The following is an 18,157-nucleotide window of genomic DNA, read 5'->3' as shown; positions in this document are numbered from 1 at the left end:
GTCGGTAAGACACGCCGAGGTCGCCGCGGACGGGCTGATATAGGGAGAGGGCCTGACCCCATATCGTTGGGGCCAGGCCCGATTTTGCCTCTTGACAATGTCCTGCTCATATTAAAAGGAACGTCCCCAGGTGCCGGCATTTCAAGAGCACTCATTTAAGTCTGTCCCCAATGAGTGGGAGTAATCAGAGACCCTTTGCGAGGGAGGTCGGAAACGGCCTCCCTCGTTTTTATTCATGGACTTTAGTCCGTGCCGCACGGCACGCGCGGCATAGAAAGCCACCCGCTCAGCGGGTGGAGGCCAATTTCCGCTACGCGACAAAAACCTTCCCCCTAGCATGAGGATTGTTCAGGTCATCATGCTAGGGGGAATGTGATTGCTGTGGCCCAGAAAGCCGACAGCCTCGCGCACACGAAATGGCTATGCAAGTACCGCATCGCACCGAGGTCAAGCTCGTCGCCGCCATCGCCGAGAAGCACCCCAAGGTGCGCTTTGCCGTGAGCTACACCTCGGCCTACGCCGACCTTTACGACCGCATGGAGCAGGCCCTGCGCGAGCGCGTGGCCAACGCGGTGGAGATCGTCCGCTCCGACATCAGCCCCGCGCTTCTTGTCCACACCGGTCCAAACCTCGTGGGTGTAGCGGTCCAGGGACTCTAGCGGAGGCGGGGCGTTCTGCCCAAAAACAAATGCAAAAGACGAGCGCTTCTTGCCGCCCAATTGGCAAGAAGCGCTCGTCTTTTCTTAACGCGTTGTATGGCGGAGAGAGCGCAAGTTACGCGAGCGCCCTTCTTGCCAGCTCGGCCGCGCCGAGGATTCCTTGGTCGCCGCCGCAGCCCGGGGCGCAGATGTAGCTCTCCATGTCCTTAAGCTCGGCGGTCTGGATGTAGCCACCCAGATATTCGAGGGTCTTCTTGCGGACGATGCCGTAGAGCTGCTCCTGGTGCATCACGCCGCCGCCGAGGACGATGCGGTGAGGCGAGTACATGAGCACGAGGTTCGCACACATCTGCCCCAGATAATCCCCCTCGAGCATCCACACCTCATCGTTGTCCGCGAGCTCGGCCGCGGGCTTTCCCCAGCGCGCGGCGATGGCGGGGCCGGAGGCGAGGCCCTCGAGGCAGCTCGCGTGGCTCGGGCAGACGCAGCGTCCTTCCTCGGTGGGACGGGTCCTTACCAGCATGTGGCCGGCCTCGGGGTGCAGCATGCCGTGAAGGAGCCTGCCCGCGCACATGACGCCCGCGCCCACGCCGGTGCCGATGGTCACGTAGACGGCGTCCTTGAGCCCCTTGCAGCAGCCGAAGACCGCTTCGCCGAGGCAGGCAACGTTCACGTCCGTATCGTAGGCCACCGGAATCCCGAGGGCGTCGGCAAACGCGGCGCGAAGACCATAGCCTCGCCACGCGAGCTTGGGCGTTTGGAGGATGGAGCCGTAGCGCTCGTCGGCGGGGTCGACGCAGGTCGGGCCGAAGGCGCCGATGCCCAACGCGTCCACATCGCGGGCGGCGAACCACTCGATCATCTGCGGGACGGTCTCGGCGGGCGCAAGCGTCGGGGTCTCCATACGGTCGAGGACCTCGCCGTCGCCGGACACCACGGCACAGACCATCTTGGTCCCGCCGGCCTCGAGGGCGCCGAGCCTCATTTGCTTTTCGCTCATGCGATCCTCCTTACAAAGGGACGCCCGCAGTCATGGTCAACCGCGGACGCCCATAACGTTGGCTTGTTTCGAGGCGACCCTACCTGGGCACGCGGTCCTGCCTTGCGGCAAACGGGGCGAGCACGGCGTGCGGTTCGCTTTGGTACCAGTAGGCGACGGTGGAGATGTCGTCCTCGCGCTCGTAGAGCTTGATGTCGTCGTTGCCGAGGTCCTGGAACGTCACGCGCAGGTCCTCCTTGAACGAGATCGGGTCGGGAAGGTGCCACCTGTAGAGGCCGTGCCTGGGCAGCGCGTCGTCGTTGGTCGCGAGCATCGGGTTCGGGTTCGGCTTGCCCGCGCTGAAGCGGTCGCGCGTGGCGTCGCGCGTCGAGCGGTACGGGTAGCCGGCGAACAGCGTGTTGAAGCACTGCGCCTCGGGCAGCGCGTGGGGCGGCCTGTCGAGGAAGGCCCAGGCACCGCCAAAGTAGTCCTCGGCTCCCGTCGAGGTGACCGTGGGGAACTCCTCGTCGCCGTCGAGGAAGAACTTCATCTCGCCCTCGCCCCACCAATAGCGCTCCAGGGCGCACAGGGCCATGTAGGTGCCGACGTAGTAGCCCTTACCGCGCACGCCGTCGAGCACGGTGTAGTCGACGCCCCTGCGGGTGCTGCGCTCGCGGTTAAAACGGGCGTGGAAGTACATGGCGTCGTCCGGCACGTCGGTGAGCGCGTAGTTGAACGTGTAGAAGATGTACTTAATGAACCCGGGGTGCTCGCTCGTAAGCGTGACTTTGGCGTGCTTCCTGAAGGGCATCTCGAAGTAGCAGTTCATGCCGCCCGTCGGGTTCACGCAGATGGGCATCGAGTTGACGATGGCGCGCTCACCGAAGCCGTTGCAGAAGAAGTCGCCGACAGGGCACTCGACCGAGGGGGTCTCCTCGTCGTCCCAGTAGAAGCGCAGCACGAGGTCGCGCATGACGAAGCTGCCGGCGGCGGTCTTGTCGGGGACGGTCATCCAGATGTGGCGGATGATGCCGGGGCCCTCGATGTCCGCGAGCGTGATGGTCTCGCCGGACTCAAGGGGCACGCAGCACGAGCCCTTGCGGCCGACGCCGAGGTGGCTGGCCGACATGGCGGCGTGGCCCTTCTCGTCCGTGATGTTCTCGGGGGTGATGGCGCGGCTTTCCTCACCGCCGTGCATCCACACGTCTTTAAGGAACTCTCTCATCGTCGACCTCCTCTATTCGTCGTCTTCGCACTCGGCGGAACTGGCACCGTTCACGTAGACGATCTGCTGGCGCGCCTCGTCGACGAGGGCGTCGAAGTCGAGTTTCTCGTCGGGGCGCGCGAGCGCGACCGTCATGGCGAGCGGGAGGTTGACACCCGCGATCACGTGGATCCGGTCGGAGGCGAAGCGGGAGAAGCGCTGGTTCACGCTGCCGCCGAGCGCGTCGGTAAGGACGACGACCTCGTCAGTGCCCGAAAGCGCCGCCTCGACCGCCGCGTCGAGCCCCTCGCCGTTGTCGTTCACGTAGGCGCAAACGGCGGTGACGGCGTCGCTCTTACCCGTAAGGAACTCGAGGGTGTCCTTGAAGCCCTGGGCGAGAAGGGAATGGCTCGCCACAACTATCTTTCTCATTGATTCACCAATCTCTTGGGTCGAAGCTAGGCGAGGATGCCGGCGGCGGAGGCGACCATCGCGAGGACGATCACCACGAGGATGAGGGCCGTCATGCTCGCGTTCTTCTTGGTAAGAAGGTAATACGCGCTTCCCGTGATGGCGGCGGGGATCATGGCAGGCAGGATCTTGTCGAGCAGCGGCTGAATCTCCATCGAGACGTCGCCGAAGCTGAAGCTAATCGGGCAGGTGACGCCGATGACCGAGGCGATGAGGCAGCCGACCACGGTGAGGCCGAGCACGGAGGCGGCGGCAGTGAGGTTGGGAAGCTTCTCGCTGAAGTCGGTGACGAGCTTCACACCCTGCTTGTAGCCGAACTCGAGGGCGTGCATGCGGACCCAGAAGATGGCCAGGATGAGCGCGAACCAGATGCCGGCTCCCACGGGGTTGCCCTCGATGGCCATGTAGGCGGCGATGGAGCCCATGATGGTCGGGATCATGGTCATGAGCAGGGAGTCGCCGACGCCGGCGAGCGGTCCCATGGTGCCGATCTTCAGGTCTTGGACGGCGTCCGCCGCCGCGAGGCCGTCACGCTCCTCCATGGCCACGCAGGCGCCGAGGATGATGGCGGCGAGCCAAGGCTGGGTGTTGTAGTAGCGGAAGTGGTTGTTGAGCGCTTGCTTATAGTCCTCGTCGTTCGTGTAGATCTTCCTCAGGATCGGCGAGAGGGCGTAGGCGACCGAGGCGCCCTGCTGGGTCTGGTAGTTGAAGGTGCACACGCTCATGAGCCAGCGCCAGTTCGCGTTGCGCAGGTCCTTCTTGGTGACCTTATAGCCGGAGGGCTTGCCCTCGGCGACGGTGATGTTCTCGTTTTCCATGGTTACTCATCCTCTCCGATGAAGGCGTCTGCGGAAGCGTGGGCGGTGAGCTCGGCGTCCTTCTCGGCACGCTGATAGAACGCGATCGCGAGGGCAACGCCGACGATGGCGGCACCGATGATGGGCACGTTCAGGAAGGCCGAGAGGAAGAAACCGGCGAGCAGGTACTGGAAGTACTTGGCGGTTGGCATGTAGCGGAGCAGCATGGCGATACCGATGGCCGGGAGCATCTTGCCGGCGAGGGTGAGGCCGGAGAGGAACCACTGGGGCATGACCTCGAGGAGCCAGTTGACGGCGGGCTGGCCGAGCGTCACGGAGACAAAGACGGGCAGGGCGGCGCACAGGCCGAAGAGCGCGGGGCAGACCCACAGGATGGCGTTCATCTGATTGAACTTACCCTCGTTGCAGAACTTCTGGGACTTCTCGACGACAAAGCCGTTGAGGATCTTGACGACGACGTCGAGCTGGATGCCGAGCATGCCGACCGGCAGGCCGATGGCGAGGCCCGTGTCGGAGCCCAGGGTCACGCCGTAGGCGGTGGCGATGATGGCCATCGTGCCGTAATCGGGAATCGACGAGCCGCCGAAGCCCGCGACGCCGAGCTGCATGAGCTGGATGGTGCCGCCGATGACGAGGCCGGTCTGCCAGTCGCCCATGACCACGCCGGTGATAAGGCCCCAGAAGACGGCATAGTTGACGAAGATCATCGGGATGCCGTAGTAGTCCACGTGCTTGATGAAGGCAAGCAGGGTCAAAAGGACGACCTGCAGGATAGTGAAGTTGACCATGATCCCTCCTTAGATGAGGTCGGCGACGGAGACGGGCTTGTCGGCGGGCACGAACTGTGCCGTCACCTTGACGCCGTGGGCGATGAGCGCCTTGTAGCTTTGGACGTTCTCGGCAGAGGCATAGGCGCGCTGGGTGAGCTGGACGCCGCCCTCCTTGACAAGAGAGCCGCCGACGATCAGCGACGGGAGCTCGATGCCCGACTCGACCAGGTGAAGCATCGTCTCGGGTTCCTTGGCGATGACAAAGACCTTCTCGCGGTCGTACTTGCCCGCCGCGAAGTTCTTGAGCGCGGTCTCCTCGGAGATGATCGAGACGGCCATGCCCGCGGGGCGCGCCATCCTCATGGTGGACTTCAGGACCTCGTCGCCGGCGACCTTGTCGTCGATGACCATGACTCGGGTTGCGCCCGACACCGGGGCCCACTGCGTCACGATGATGCCGTGAAGCAGGCGATTGTCGATTCGTGCCATAACAACACTCATGTTTGCTCCTATCAAATCAAGTTTTTCATTCAGCACTGCCTTGGCGCTATCCGGATTCGCGCCGGGCGAGGGATTATCGGATTATTGAAGACGCGCGGTCAGCTCGTGACGGCGCGGGGGGTCACTCGTCGAACAGGAGGCTCGAGGAGCCGAGACGCTCCTCTCGCGCCGGGGCGGCGCTCACGCTGATGTAGTCGAAGACGTAGGCGATCTCGCTTACGGGAACCTCCACGCGATAGCGCGTCGAGATGCTCGAGAAACTCTGCCTGAAGGACTCGATGAAGTCGGCGTGCTCTTCCTCGAAGCGATCCTGGCCGACGTAGGTCTCGATGGGGTTGCGGGTGACGAGGCGCTCGACGAGGCAACAGAGGTGAACGTACAGCCCGATGATGGCGTTGCTGCTGATCTTCTCGCCCGTTCTGCGCTGAAGCTCGTGCACGGCGCTCTCGATCTCGTGGAACAGCCGCTCCGGGTCGAGGATGGTGATGGAGCGGATAACGTTCTGCAGCGTCATATTCGAAAGCAGCTTCTCGTGGAAAGAAGCGAGCTCGGAGACGTCGAGCCACCTGCCGAACACGGCATCGACCTTCGAGGCGGACGCCGTCGACATGATGTCTTCGAGGGCGACGAAGGGAACGGAGGCAATCCTGGGGTCTCCCGTGCCGATGACGGCGCAGACGCGGTGCTCGGAGAAAACGGCGTCGTTCGACCCGTTCGCGGCAAGCTGCTTGAAGGGCCTCGTGAGCAGGCGCGCGCCTATGGTGCGCGGGAGGCTCTGCGAGACGAGCTGACGTATCCTCTCGGCCGCGTCGACCCCGGACTCGGAGCAGAAGACGATGGCGTCCTCACGGTTGACGCGCTCGATTACCTTGCAGTGCGTCACGCACACGGCGGTCGCATCGCCAAGAACCTCGGCGATGGACTTGCCGCCGAGCAGCCCGGACCCGATCTCGAGCGCGAGCCCGGTGGAGACGTTGTTCAGCACCCCGATGGTGGAGTCGGTAACGTTCTCGAGGGCCTTATAGGCCTCCTCCAAGGAGCCCATGTCGACGAGGAACACGACCCCGGTGCAGTAGGAATGGCGGTCGACGAGGCGCTGGAGCGGACCGACGATGTCCTTCAGCTGCTGGTCGTAGGGCATGTCGACCGCCTCGTACACATGCACGCCGAGCATACGGTTCGCCGCGTCGGCGATGCTCGTCGCCGTCGAGTAGCCGTGTGACAAGATGACGCAGAGCGTCCGAAGGGCCTTCGCGTCGCGAGACTCCGATGCGACGCACAGCGTCAGAAGCGTCTTCGTGAAGTGATCGAGCGAGATTCCGAGCGCCCCTTCCATGTCTGCGGCGACCTGATCGGAGACGCTCGAGGCAAACGGCAATTCGGAGGTCACGGCACCGAGGAGATGGGAAATTTGCTCCGCACAGGCAGACTTTCGCTTAGCCAGGCCGATGCCCGGCCACAACTGCAGGCAAATCTCCTGGGCCAGTAGAAAAGCGACCTTCCTCGAAAGCTCGATGCCATAAGAAGAGCCTGCGTCGGCAAGGACCGCGCCCACGACGCGCTCGAAGGCGCGCGACCTCGATGAGGCGACGCCGTGGCCGAAGATCAAGTGATCCTCAACGCCGCGCACAGCGGAGACAGCTTGCGAGACAAGCTCGGAGACAGAGAGCTCCCCGGCGCAGAATCGCTCATCGAGAGAGCGCAGGGCATCGAGCGCCTGCTCGACCGGCCCTGTGCTCTCGGCGGCATCCAGGGACGCGTCGATCAGAACGCCATCGTCGGGCTGTTGATCGATCTGCGCGGAGGAGAGGAGCCCGCTGGGAAGAAGATACGGGCGAACGACGACGTAGTCGCCCTCGCGATTGAGGAACGCTTTGGCGCAGCAGTTCGTCACGCAGGCGCGCAAGCCGGCGATGTTATCGGAAAAGTCCGCGTTCACGAGGCAACGGTATGCGCCGCGGCTGATCTTCACATCAGAACCGATTCGGCACCCCTCGCTGCGCAGGAAGCTCAAGATGAGATCCTCGCGCTCCTCGGGGGTCCGCTCCTTGAGTGAGGGGACGCGGGCACAGATGGGCATTTTGCTGTAGGCCGAGGAAACCTTCGGGTCATCGGCGGAAAGCGTCGTCGAAAGAACGAGGCGAGCGCGCGGCGCATCCTGGGAGGCATCGAGCCCGAGGGCCGTCGCAAGGCAGTGTTCCATCGCAGAGGGAGAGAGTGCCTCGATGCCGTTGACAAAGACCACACCCCCGCGCGATTTCGCGATCGACTCGTCAAGAAGCCCGTTGAACGAGGCGGCGTCCGGGACCCCGGCGCAGTCGATGCGCACATAGGAGGAGTCGCGGGACAGCAAGCCCTGGTTCTTGCCGTACTCGTACACAAGACGAGAAAGGAAAGACTTACCGACACCCACGCCGCCGCTCAAGAGGATGGGCAGGCCGAACGGAGGGTACTGAACCGCAGCCTTGCACTGCTCGACAACGGAGCTGAGGCTCAGGTCGAAGCCCACGGCACGCGCGAAGTCGCGGTGATCGGCGATTCCCGTCGCCTGGATGAGGTCGGCGAGCGAGGCGTACTCGCTTGCAGAGAGCTTTACCTGAAAACGCTTCTGGAACGCGCGGCGATGAAAATAACGGACAGGCCTGCCCGCCACCTTAACCACAAAGCCGGCGCGAACAAGGTCGTTGAGGTACTGGCTCGCCAGGCTCCTGGAGATGATGAGCGTCTCGGCGATGTCGGAGGTGGACAGACGGGCAAGGTCGTCGAGCGAGACGGCAGAGGTGAGGGCCTCGAGATGCTCGAGAATCCTGTCCCTCATGTCGACGGGTTTCTTTGCCAAGCTGTCCTGTGCGGTCTTGTCCATGACTTCTTACCTCCTCGTACAAGGAGTATAAGGGGAACACAGAGAACGGAAGGGGGCGCGTGGGGGAATCAACAGCCCCGAGGAAAAGTCCACCACTTGAGGGGCAGAAAACAACGGCCATTGAACATTCAGGGCCGACGCTCAACACTTCGGCTCGACACTTCGCTTTGGAAAGGGCCCTGCGCGCCGGGGTCCCAACATAAAGAAGGGCCCCGGCGCGCAGGGCCTAAAGCTTAACCATGCGCGCGGCGATGCGGGCGCAGTCGCAGGCGGCCTTCTTCTCGAAGGTGTTGTAGTCGACGACCTGGCCCTCGGCGCAGGGCTTGTCGCTGATGGCGCGCACGACGACGAGGGGCACGCCGTTGAGATAGGCGGCCTGCGCGATGGTGCAGCCCTCCATCTCGCAGCACAGGTCGCCGAAGGTCGCGAGGATGCGCTCCTTCTGTTCCGCGGGCGAGACGAACTGGTCGCCGGAGACGACGCGGCCCTCGAGGACCTTAATGTCGGGGGCGACGGCGGCCGCGGCGGCGCATGCCGCCAGCAAGGGCCGGAACGGATCGCGCAAGATCAAGGCGTCGCCCAGGAGGTCGGGCGTTACCGTCAGCCGGCGCCGCGTCTGCCGCATCATGAGGGAGAACGGCCTGGCCGGCACATACGGCAGGAAGAGGTTCAAGGTGCACCCCGGGGCGGTCAACGAGGCCGACGTGCCGAACGTCGTCGCGCGCGGCTTCGGCGGCAGGGCGCCGCGCACCCAAATATGCAGCGACCTGGCCTGCGTACGCGTCGGGGCATCGTGGAACTACGTCTGCCTGCTCGTCGACCTCTGCAACGGGGAGATCGTCGGCCACTCCGCAGGACCGAGGAGGGGCGCGCGAGCTCCGAGCCAAGCTCTCGGATTACGTGCACTGGTACAACAACTTCAGGATCCACTCGACACTGGGCTACATGTCGCCGGTCGAGTTCAGGGAGGCGGGACCGTCCCTCCCGGAATCGTCCAAATTGGTGTTGCCAATCCATAGCCAATCCAGCCATCATCTCCGCGAAGGCGGACGTCAGGAAAAGCTCGGCTTGAGCTCGGTCGGACGCGGTCTGTGGGGCATCATTCAGGCTCAGGGGGTCTCCTTGTCTTCTTCGGTCGCAACCTGAATGATAGGAACGGCCCCTTCTCTCTTTCCCTTTCGTTTTCGACGCGTCACTCTCTCGGCGGGCTGAAGGCCCGCGCTCGCGGGTGCAGGGGCTGCGCCCAAACCCCAAAAACTTAACGCCGTGTTCGAAGCGTTTCCGGACGTCAGCGTAATCTCAAATCCCGTTAGTCAACTCATGAGCAAGCCACCTGAGACTACTCATTTCTCCTACTGGCAATGAAGACCTGCGACCTGCAGTTTTGCAAACTGTTTGAAAGCCACCTGCGTTGATTCACTTCCTATTGCAGCTGGCGTCTTGCACGCGAAAAGGCATTTGAGTTTCAAAACGGGCGTTTCGGCGCTATCGAGCCTTCAAAGGCATCCCGCCGCGCCCTTTGGGACTAAAACAAAAACTCAAAGCCCTGAGTTCGAAAATAGTTTTTGGAGTTGTCCCGGCTTTTGTCACCGAAGCCGACGAAACGCGACAGGGTGTCACCTGGCGGCACTCGATTCGAGACGGCACCGAAAACTGGATGCAACCGGAATGACGGGACGGCAAACCCGAAGCCATCGAGTAGCGATAGAAAAAGGCCCGGGTGCCTTGGGGCATCCGGGCCTTTGCTAGCAACTTGATGTTGCGGGCAGCTTAGAACTTGTGGCCGCACTTCTTGCAGACGCGCAGCTTGTTCTTGCCGTCCTTCTCGTGACCGACGCGGGTAACCTTACCGCACTCGGGGCAAACGAGATTGACGTTGGAGGCGTCGATAGGAGCCTCCTGCGAAACGATGCCGCCCTGCTGGTTGGCAGCGTTGGGCTTGACGGCCTTCTTGACGACCGAAACGCCCTCGACAACGACCTTGTTCTCGGCGGGGAGAGCACGCAGGACAACGCCCTGCTTGCCGCGATCCTTACCAGAGAGAACCTGGACCTTATCGCCCTTCTTGATATACATATATCTCCCCTAACTACAGGGTCTCGGGAGCGAGCGAGACGATCTTCATGTACTTCTTGTCACGAAGTTCACGAGCGACGGGCCCGAAGATACGGGTGCCGACGGGCGAACCATCGTTGTTGATGACAACGCAGGCGTTCTCATCAAAGCGAATGTAGGAGCCATCCTTGCGGCGGATCTCCTTAACGGTGCGAACGACGACGCAACGGACAACGTCCTTCTTCTTGACGTTGGCGCCAGGGGTAGCCTCCTGGACAGCACCGATGAACACATCGCCGATGCCTGCATAACGACGCTTGGAACCGCCAAGCACCTTGATGCAGCGAATCTTGCGAGCGCCGGAGTTGTCGGCGACGTTCAGCATGGTTTGCATCTGAATCATGGTAGATGTTCCTCCGAACTAAGAACCGAAGAGAGGTGCGCTGCCTTTATACGGCCTGTGGTATGCAAGCCAGGCATACGCACATCTTCGGAAACGTACAAGTCGTAAGAGCGACTGCTTATTTAGCGCGCTCGACGACCTCGATGAGGCGCCAACGCTTCATCTTGGACATAGGACGGGTCTCCATAACGCGGACGGTGTCGCCCACGCCAGCCGTGCACTCCTCGTCGTGAGCGTGCAGCTTCTTGGAGCTGGTCATCATCTTGCCGTACTTGGGGTGACGCTTGCGCTCGGTGATGGTGACAACAATGGTCTTGGCACCGGAGACGGAGGTAACGACACCCGTACGGACCTTACGCGAGTTACGCGAATCAGTCATGTTCTCTCCTTAGGTCCTACTCGGCGACAGCGGACTTCTCCGCTGCGATCTCGCGGGCGCGCTGCTCCGTGAGGACGCGAGCGATGTCCTTCTTCACGGTGTTGACGCGAGCGGTGTTGTCCAGCTGGCTGGTAGCCATCTGGAAACGAAGGTTAAAGAGCTCGGCGCGCATTTCCTTCAGCTTCTCAACGAGCTGAGCGTCCGAGAGCTCACGAATCTCTGCGGGCTTCATTAGTTCTCCTCCTTGGCGGCGGCGGCGTCCTCAGCAGCCCACTTGGCCTCGAGAGCGGCCTCCTCAGCCATCTCCTTCTCGATGCGCTGCTCAGCGTTCTTGGCAGCAACAATCTTGGTCTTGATGGGGAGCTTGTGCTGCGCAAGACGCAGAGCCTCGCGAGCGACCTCCTCGGGAACACCCTTGACCTCGAACATGATGCGGCCGGGCTTGACGACGGCCACCCACTCCTCGGGGTTACCCTTACCAGAACCCATGCGAGTCTCGGCAGGCTTCTTGGTGATGGGCTTATCGGGGAAGATCGTGATGTAGACACGACCGCCACGCTTCATGTAGCGGGTCATGGCAATACGAGCGGCCTCGATCTGACGGTTGGTGATCCAATGGGCCTCGAGAGCCTGGATACCAAACTCGCCGAAATGCAGCTCGGTATTACCCTTGGCCTGGCCCTTCATGGAGCCACGCTGCACCTTGCGGTGAAGAATACGCTTAGGGGCAAGCACTACTGACCCCTCCTCTCGGAGTTACGACGACGAGGACGGGAAGAGCCCTCGAGTGCAGGGTTGGGAACAGGCTGGCCCGGGAGCTTCTCGCCCAGGTAAATCCAGACCTTCACGCCGCAAGCGCCCATGGTGGTGCTGGCGACAGCCGTGCCGTAGTCGATCTTGGCACGGAGGGTGTGCAGAGGCACGCGACCCTCGCGGTACCACTCACGACGGCCCATCTCGGCACCGCCGAGACGACCGGAGCACTGGATACGGATGCCCTTAGCGCCGGCCTTGCGGGCGGACTGGACAGCCTTGCGCATAGCGCGACGGAAGGCAACGCGGCCCTCGAGCTGCTCGGCGATAGACTGAGCAACGAGGTTGGCGTCGAGCTCGGGGCGCTTGATCTCGACAACGTCGACGGAGAGCTGGCCCTTGGAGACGCCAGCGACCTTCTCGAGCTCGGTGCGGAGGGTATCGATCTCGGCACCCTTCTTACCGATGACAACGCCGGGGCGAGCGGTGAGGATAATGACCTTCACCTTGTCGCCAGCGCGCTCGATCTCGACGCGGGAGACAGCTGCGCGGGAAAGACGCTTCTCGAGGTACTTGCGGATCTCGAGATCGTTACCGAGGGTCTTAGCGTAATCCTTCTCTGCGAACCAGCGGGAGCGCCAGTTCTCGGTGATGCCAAGACGGAAGCCGGTGGGGTAGACTTTCTGACCCATACAGCTTTACGCCTCCTTTCGAGGAGCAACGACGACGGTGATGTGGGAAGTACGCTTCAGAATGCGAGAAGCGGAACCCTTGGCGCGGGGACGGATGCGCTTAAGCGTCGGACCCTCGTCAACATAGGCAGCGGCGACAACCAGGTTGTCGGCACGCAGACCGTTGTTGTTCTCGGCGTTCGCAACGGCGGAACGGAGAACCTTCTCGACATCCACGGCGACGGCGCGGTCGCAGAAGTGGAGGATGTCGAAGGCCTGAGCGACAGGCTTGCGGCGGATCAGATCGACCACCAGGCGGGCCTTGCTGGGGGAAACACGCACGTACTTAGCGACGGCGCGAACCTCGGTGGCCTCAGTTTCAATAGACTTAGTTGCCATTTACGGTTAACCCCCTATTTGGCCTTGTGGCCACGGAACGTACGAGTCGGCGCGAACTCGCCGAGCTTGTGACCAACCATGGACTCGGTAACATACACGGGCACATGCTTGCGGCCGTCGTGGACGGCGATGGTGTGACCAACCATCTCGGGGAAGATGGTGGACGCGCGGGACCAGGTCTTCACGACGTCCTTCTTGCCAGCCTCGTTCATCGCGGTGATACGCGAGAGAAGGCGAGTCTCCACGAACGGGCCCTTTTTGAGACTTCTGCTCATAAGTGCTTTCTCCTAAAACTCGGTATCCGAAATTACTTCTTACGGCGACGAATGATGTGCTGGTTCGAGACCTTCTTCTTCTTGCGCGTACGAAGGCCCTTCGTCGGCTTACCCCAGGGGGTAACAGAGGGACGACCAGAGGTGTGGTTCTTGCCCTCGCCACCGCCGTGCGGGTGGTCGACAGGGTTCATGACGGTACCGCGGACGGTCGGGCGCACGTTCATGTGACGCTTACGGCCGGCCTTGCCGATGACGATGTTGGAGTGATCGGCGTTGCCGACCTCACCGACGGTGGCGCGGCAGGTAACGAGGATGCGGCGCATCTCGGAGGAAGGCATACGGACGATAGCGTACTTGCCCTCCTTACCCATCAGCTGGCAGGAGTTACCGGCGGAACGGGCGATAGCGGCGCCCTTGCCCGGCTGGAACTCGACGGCGTGGATGAGCGTACCAACGGGGATGTCGGCGAGGGGCAGAGCGTTGCCCGGCTTGATGTCGGCGTCAGAACCGGACATGATGGTCTGACCGACCTCGAGGCCCTTGGGGGCCAGGATGTAGCGCTTCTCACCGTCAGCGTAGTGCAGCAGAGCGATGCGAGCGGAACGGTTCGGATCGTACTCGATCGTGGCAACCTTGGCGGGCACGCCGTCCTTGTTGCGCTTGAAGTCGATCACGCGGTAACGACGCTTCACGCCGCCGCCCTGGTGGCGGGTGGTGATGCGGCCGTTGTTGTTACGACCGGCCTTCTTGGGCAGGGGCTCGAGAAGAGACTTCTCGGGCTTGGTGCAGGTGATCTCGGAGAAGTCGGAGATCGTCTGCCAACGCCTACCAGCGGAGGTCGGCTTAAGGTGCTTTACAGCCATTACAATCCCTTTCAATAGGAATCCGTTAGCCATCGCAGACAGGGATTCGAGGTTCTGCCTCGGGTGCGATGACACCGGACGTATACACGGTTCCGGGCGTGTCCATTTTATACGCCCAAAACCTTGAGCTCCCGCCTCCCCTATTTGGGAGGCATGAGCTCACTCAACAGCAGCGAGTCTTAGGCCTGGTTGCCAAAGACCTCGATGGTGTCGCCCTCGGCCAGCGTGACGATGGCCTTCTTCCAAGAACGGGTCTTGCCGGCGACATAGCGCACGCGCTTGGTCTTGGGCTTGACCGTCAGGGTGTTCACGCGAACGACCTTGACGCCGAAGATCTCCTCGACAGCGTCCTTGATCTGATACTTGTTAGCATCCTTGGCGACCTCGAACGTGTACTTGTTCAGCTCCATGCCGGAGAAGGAACGCTCGGACACGATCGGACGGATGATGATCTCGTGGGCGGTCATTTATGCAAGCACCTCCCCGAAGTGAGCGGCGATGTCGGCGGGCATCAGCACAGCGTTGTTGTTGACGAGATCGTAGGTGTTGGCCTCGTCAGCGGTGATGATGAACGTCTTGGGAATGTTGCGGAACGACAGGTAGGCGTTGACGTCCTCATCGCGAACGATGATGGTCAGACGCTTGCCCTCAAGACCGAGGGCCTTGAGCATGGCGACGGCAGCCTTGGTGGAAGGCTTCTCGAAGCCGTAGTCGTCGACGAGCACGAGCTCGCCATCGGCCAGCTTGGCGGACAGCGCGGAGCGCATAGCCAGCTTGACCTCCTTGTTGTTCATACGCTTAGCGTAGGAACGGGGCTTGGGGGCGAAGACAACGCCACCGTGACGCCACTGGGCAGCACGGATGGAACCCTGGCGGGCACGGCCGGTGCCCTTCTGACGCCAAGGCTTCTTGCCGCCACCGGAAACCTCAGAGCGACCCTTAGCAGACTGGGTGCCCTGACGCCAAGAGGCCATCTGGCACTTGACGATGTGGTGCATAACGTGGATGTTCGGCTCGATGCCGTACACCTCAGCGGCGAGCTCGGCCTCGGCGACCTTCTTGCCCTCGCTGTTCTTTACTTCAAACTTTGCCATTTAAGTGTTCTCCTTGGTATGACGCTGGGCTAAATGGGCTGGGCCCTTAGGCCATACGGATGGCGACGAGACCATTCTTGGCACCCGGGACAGCGCCCTTGACCAAGATGAGGTTCTGCTCGGCATCGATGCGGACAACGGAAAGGTTCTTGACGGTAACGCGCTCGTTACCCATGTGACCGGCCATCTTGACGCCCTTGAGGACGCGCGCAGGATAGGCGCACTGACCGATAGAACCGGGGTGACGCTGGAAGTGAGAACCATGCGTCATAGGACCGCGGCGCTGACCCCAGCGCTTGATGCGACCCTGGAAGCCCTTACCCTTGGAGGTACCGATGACGTCGACCTTCTCGACATCAGCGAAATCAGCGACGGTGACGACCTCGCCGACCTTGTGCTCCTCGCCGTTCTCGACGCGGACCTCACGAAGGAAGCGGACAGGCTCGACGCCAGCCTTGGCGAAGTGACCAGCCATGGGCTTGTTCACGTTCTTGGCCTTGATGTCGCCGAAGCCGATCTGGACGGCATCATAGCCGTCGGTTGCCTGAGTTTTAACCTGCGAGACAGCGCAGGGGCCAGCCTGGATGACCGTGACGGGAACGACGTTGTCGTCCTCGTCCCAAACCTGGGTCATGCCAATCTTGCGGCCGAGAATCATGCTGATCAAGATATGATCCCAACTCTCGCGTGGTCTTGGGACAATGCGTACGCCACCGAGCGTACGCCCCTAGAGGACCACTACTTACACGACGTGCTCCCCAGCCTTGTATTTCGCCCGGACTACCTGACAACCCTATTAAGCAGGCATTTTGTCCAGCCAGAATACTCCCCTGGTTACACACAGCTGATTAGTATACACGGCTGCGGGCGTATCCATCGAGATTCATATTTCACTCACATTGTTTACGCAGGTAAAGTGCGTGGCACGTTCCCAGTGTGCGGCGGAGGGGGCGGGCCTGAGACATATTAAGGTTGCTGCTCTACAGTCCTGCTCACGACGGAGAGCACATTAGTGCTCTCCTGTTCGTGCGGAACTCGCGACAACCTTAATATGTCTCAGGCCCGCCCCCTCCGCCGCACACTGGGAACGCCACGTTGATGTCTGCTAAACCTTGCTCGCTCAGGCTAATGACTTTGTTGGGGGTCCACTATTTGCTGGAGGGTGAACTTGCATTGGGACGGTTCGCCTTCTGCTTGTGGCTTTGCCTCATCGAAATCGAAGATCATGATGGCGCAGTTGGGGAGTTTTGTTGGGAGCTCGAAGCCCTCTGGGGCTGCGGCCTTGATAAATTGGCGGCTGGCGCTGCCGTGGCTTACTGCTAGAAGGGTTTCGATGCCCTCGGAGCCCATGATATTGGTAAGCGCATCCACCATACGTTCTTGCAGCGCCTGGCTTCCTTCTCCTCCGAAGGGGACCAGGTCCTCGCCCGGATCCCAGACGACGGTGGGCAGCGCGCCGTGCGGGCCTTCTTCGAAGGAGCCGTAGCAGCGCTCGATAATGCCTTCGCAGGGCTCGGCTGCTGCGTCCGGGCCGAGGAGCTCGCATGCGACGAGCTGAGCTGTGTCCATGGCTCGGCCTAAGGGCGAAGAGACCACTTTGTCGGGGACGACGCCGTGGCCCTTAAGCCATGCGGCTGCCATCCCGGCTTGCTGACGGCCCAGATCGGTCAGCGGCGAATCGCAGCGGCCCTGGACCAGCTTTTTGACGTTGAACTCCGTCTGACCGTGGCGGAGTAGATAAAGCTTCTTCATGCTCTCCCCTTCTGCATAACCTGCTTTGCCGGCACAGCCTTACTCGTGGGTATGCCCTACGTAGTCTTCGTCGATCGTAATCTTGGCAATCGACTTGGGATATTCCGATTCGACCCGTTGTGCCAGCGCGCGCTTTAAGTCTTCGGCACTCATCTGCAGATCCGAGGGACGCACGCAGTCAAAGATCACGTTGGTGTGCGTAGGACCCGGCACACAGCGTAGGTCATGAATCGAGAGGCGGTTATCGATCTCCTGAGCCATGGCGTGAATGCGCAAGCGCATGCTCGCCACCTTGGGGTCATCGGTCACGATGGGATCGTAGTGAAGCGTGACGATCATGCCGTCTTCGTCCCTAAACGACTGCTCGATGTTATCGAGCGTGTCGTGGCTTTCCAGCGGGCTGGCCTCGGCCGCCATCTCGGCGTGCGCACTTGCAAACTTCCTGCCCGGGCCGTAGTCGTGAACCATCAAATCGTGAACGCCCAAAACGCCGGGATAGCTCATGATCTTGTCTCGAATGTGCTTGACCAGCTTAGGATCGGGTGACTGGCCCAAAAGCGGGCTCACCGTATCTTGAATAAGTTCAAGGCCGCTCCAGCCAATATAGGCGCCAACGGCAAGGCCAACCCATGCGTCAAGATTGATGTGCGTCACCTGCGAAACAATCGCACATGCCAGCACGGCGCCTGTGGCAAGGACATCGTTCTTGGAATCCTGCGCGGTCGCATGCAGCGTCTCGGACTCAATGCGATCGCCGAGCTTTTGGTTGAGGGCCGCCATCCAGAGCTTTACGACCATCGAAAGCACTAGAACTGCCACCAGGGCAAGCGAGAACTCGACAGGTTCGGGGTGGATGATGCGCTCAACCGAGGACTTCACCAGCTCAACGCCGATCAGCAGCACGAGCGCCGCCACGACCAGACCCGAGAGATACTCGTAGCGGCCATGTCCGTAAGGATGCTCGGGGTCCGCCGGCTTGCTCGCCAGCTTAAAGCCCAGCACGCTCACGATATTCGAGCTGGCATCGGACAGGTTGTTCATGGCATCCGCCACAATCGAAACCGATCCCGACAGCACACCAATTGCGCCCTTCGCAGCACAAAGCGCAACATTAGCGAGAATACACACCATGCCCGTCAACGTGCCCACGCGCGCACGGTCGCCCTGCGCACGACGAACGATCCACTCGACCATCTTCATCAGCCCCCACGGTACTGCCTATATATATCTATTGCTCAAACGGATTGT

General features: G+C 61.6%; 24 protein-coding genes and 1 pseudogene. 3 read left to right on the top strand and 22 right to left on the bottom strand.

Translation table 11 applies throughout. From position 1 onward, the window contains the following. Window positions 1-422: 422 nt before the first annotated feature. Window positions 423-659, top strand: coding sequence for a DegV family protein (locus tag GDJ93_RS01190; protein WP_193221404.1), 237 nt, complete (start codon window positions 423-425; stop codon window positions 657-659). Window positions 660-774: 115 nt separating this feature from the next. Here the strand turns inward: GDJ93_RS01190 and GDJ93_RS01185 are convergent, their stop codons facing one another. From GDJ93_RS01185 to GDJ93_RS01150, 8 genes are all read right to left on the bottom strand, one after another. Further along, a complete protein-coding gene (locus tag GDJ93_RS01185; protein ID WP_215694938.1) occupies window positions 775-1,659 on the bottom strand; it encodes an ROK family protein in 885 nt (294 codons plus the stop codon). Window positions 1,660-1,738: 79 nt separating this feature from the next. Continuing rightward, window positions 1,739-2,863, bottom strand: a complete 1,125-nt coding sequence (locus GDJ93_RS01180) for a glycoside hydrolase family 172 protein (protein WP_193221403.1) — start codon at window positions 2,861-2,863, stop codon at window positions 1,739-1,741. Window positions 2,864-2,875: 12 nt separating this feature from the next. Continuing rightward, window positions 2,876-3,274: a PTS sugar transporter subunit IIA gene (locus GDJ93_RS01175; RefSeq protein WP_152067443.1), complete on the bottom strand. Its 399-nt coding sequence runs from the start codon at window positions 3,272-3,274 to the stop codon at window positions 2,876-2,878. A 26-nt stretch (window positions 3,275-3,300) separates the two neighbouring features. Beyond that, window positions 3,301-4,131, bottom strand: a complete 831-nt coding sequence (locus tag GDJ93_RS01170; RefSeq protein WP_152067442.1) for a PTS system mannose/fructose/sorbose family transporter subunit IID — start codon at window positions 4,129-4,131, stop codon at window positions 3,301-3,303. Between the two features lie 2 nt (window positions 4,132-4,133). Further along, window positions 4,134-4,919: a PTS mannose/fructose/sorbose/N-acetylgalactosamine transporter subunit IIC gene (locus GDJ93_RS01165; RefSeq protein WP_152067441.1), complete on the bottom strand. Its 786-nt coding sequence runs from the start codon at window positions 4,917-4,919 to the stop codon at window positions 4,134-4,136. 9 nt (window positions 4,920-4,928) lie between these two features. Beyond that, entirely contained in the window at window positions 4,929-5,402 is a 474-nt protein-coding gene (locus tag GDJ93_RS01160) for a PTS sugar transporter subunit IIB (protein ID WP_152067440.1), read from the bottom strand. Window positions 5,403-5,523: 121 nt separating this feature from the next. Then, a complete protein-coding gene (locus tag GDJ93_RS01155; protein ID WP_152067439.1) occupies window positions 5,524-8,265 on the bottom strand; it encodes a PRD domain-containing protein in 2,742 nt (913 codons plus the stop codon). A 226-nt stretch (window positions 8,266-8,491) separates the two neighbouring features. Continuing rightward, complete coding sequence (locus GDJ93_RS01150; RefSeq protein ID WP_226812404.1) at window positions 8,492-8,836, bottom strand: 5'-methylthioadenosine/S-adenosylhomocysteine nucleosidase; 345 nt, start codon at window positions 8,834-8,836, stop codon at window positions 8,492-8,494. On the opposite strand from GDJ93_RS01150, the gene GDJ93_RS01145 reads away from it, so the two are divergent. Continuing rightward, window positions 8,766-9,284, top strand: coding sequence for an IS3 family transposase (locus tag GDJ93_RS01145; protein ID WP_226812403.1), 519 nt, complete (start codon window positions 8,766-8,768; stop codon window positions 9,282-9,284). The genes GDJ93_RS01150 and GDJ93_RS01145 overlap by 71 nt on opposite strands. Beyond that, a complete protein-coding gene (locus GDJ93_RS10070) occupies window positions 9,166-9,411 on the top strand; it encodes an IS3 family transposase (protein ID WP_226812402.1) in 246 nt (81 codons plus the stop codon). The genes GDJ93_RS01145 and GDJ93_RS10070 overlap by 119 nt, the downstream gene beginning before the upstream one ends. Before the next feature lie 624 nt (window positions 9,412-10,035). Here the strand turns inward: GDJ93_RS10070 and rplX are convergent. From rplX to GDJ93_RS01075, 14 genes and pseudogenes are all read right to left on the bottom strand, one after another. Beyond that, window positions 10,036-10,341 (bottom strand): 50S ribosomal protein L24, encoded by a 306-nt coding sequence (gene rplX, locus GDJ93_RS01140; RefSeq protein ID WP_006235043.1) that lies wholly within the window; start codon window positions 10,339-10,341, stop codon window positions 10,036-10,038. 13 nt (window positions 10,342-10,354) lie between these two features. Further along, entirely contained in the window at window positions 10,355-10,723 is a 369-nt protein-coding gene (gene rplN / locus GDJ93_RS01135; protein ID WP_006235041.1) for a 50S ribosomal protein L14, read from the bottom strand. Window positions 10,724-10,841: 118 nt separating this feature from the next. Next, entirely contained in the window at window positions 10,842-11,102 is a 261-nt protein-coding gene (gene rpsQ, locus GDJ93_RS01130; protein ID WP_006235040.1) for a 30S ribosomal protein S17, read from the bottom strand. Between the two features lie 16 nt (window positions 11,103-11,118). Beyond that, the gene (rpmC, locus tag GDJ93_RS01125; RefSeq protein WP_006235039.1) at window positions 11,119-11,334 is read right to left on the bottom strand and encodes a 50S ribosomal protein L29; all 216 of its coding nucleotides are present in this window, start codon (window positions 11,332-11,334) and stop codon (window positions 11,119-11,121) included. An 86-nt stretch (window positions 11,335-11,420) separates the two neighbouring features. Continuing rightward, window positions 11,421-11,837: pseudogene (gene rplP, locus GDJ93_RS01120) on the bottom strand (50S ribosomal protein L16); the annotation flags it as partial. Then, window positions 11,837-12,547, bottom strand: coding sequence for a 30S ribosomal protein S3 (gene rpsC, locus GDJ93_RS01115; RefSeq protein WP_006235037.1), 711 nt, complete (start codon window positions 12,545-12,547; stop codon window positions 11,837-11,839). The pseudogene rplP and the gene rpsC, both read right to left, overlap by 1 nt. 6 nt (window positions 12,548-12,553) lie before the next feature. Then, complete coding sequence (rplV, locus tag GDJ93_RS01110; protein WP_006235036.1) at window positions 12,554-12,925, bottom strand: 50S ribosomal protein L22; 372 nt, start codon at window positions 12,923-12,925, stop codon at window positions 12,554-12,556. 14 nt (window positions 12,926-12,939) lie between these two features. Next, on the bottom strand, window positions 12,940-13,200 hold the full coding sequence (gene rpsS, locus GDJ93_RS01105) for a 30S ribosomal protein S19 (protein ID WP_006235035.1): 261 nt from the start codon (window positions 13,198-13,200) through the stop codon (window positions 12,940-12,942). Window positions 13,201-13,232: 32 nt separating this feature from the next. After that, the gene (gene rplB, locus GDJ93_RS01100) at window positions 13,233-14,063 is read right to left on the bottom strand and encodes a 50S ribosomal protein L2 (protein ID WP_022094198.1); all 831 of its coding nucleotides are present in this window, start codon (window positions 14,061-14,063) and stop codon (window positions 13,233-13,235) included. Window positions 14,064-14,242: 179 nt separating this feature from the next. Further along, window positions 14,243-14,530: a 50S ribosomal protein L23 gene (rplW, locus tag GDJ93_RS01095; protein ID WP_022094197.1), complete on the bottom strand. Its 288-nt coding sequence runs from the start codon at window positions 14,528-14,530 to the stop codon at window positions 14,243-14,245. Then, on the bottom strand, window positions 14,531-15,157 hold the full coding sequence (rplD, locus tag GDJ93_RS01090; protein ID WP_006235032.1) for a 50S ribosomal protein L4: 627 nt from the start codon (window positions 15,155-15,157) through the stop codon (window positions 14,531-14,533). A gap of 46 nt (window positions 15,158-15,203) precedes the next feature. Next, a complete protein-coding gene (gene rplC / locus GDJ93_RS01085; RefSeq protein WP_035137484.1) occupies window positions 15,204-15,824 on the bottom strand; it encodes a 50S ribosomal protein L3 in 621 nt (206 codons plus the stop codon). Window positions 15,825-16,282: 458 nt separating this feature from the next. Beyond that, window positions 16,283-16,909, bottom strand: coding sequence for a histidine phosphatase family protein (locus GDJ93_RS01080; RefSeq protein WP_152067437.1), 627 nt, complete (start codon window positions 16,907-16,909; stop codon window positions 16,283-16,285). Window positions 16,910-16,948: 39 nt separating this feature from the next. Then, window positions 16,949-18,109, bottom strand: coding sequence for a cation diffusion facilitator family transporter (locus GDJ93_RS01075; protein ID WP_152067436.1), 1,161 nt, complete (start codon window positions 18,107-18,109; stop codon window positions 16,949-16,951). Window positions 18,110-18,157: the final 48 nt, after the last annotated feature.

This window comes from Collinsella aerofaciens, from assembly GCF_902501475.1.
GTDB lineage: Bacteria > Actinomycetota > Coriobacteriia > Coriobacteriales > Coriobacteriaceae > Collinsella > Collinsella aerofaciens_AL.
This window is presented reverse-complemented; position numbering and strand designations above follow the sequence as displayed.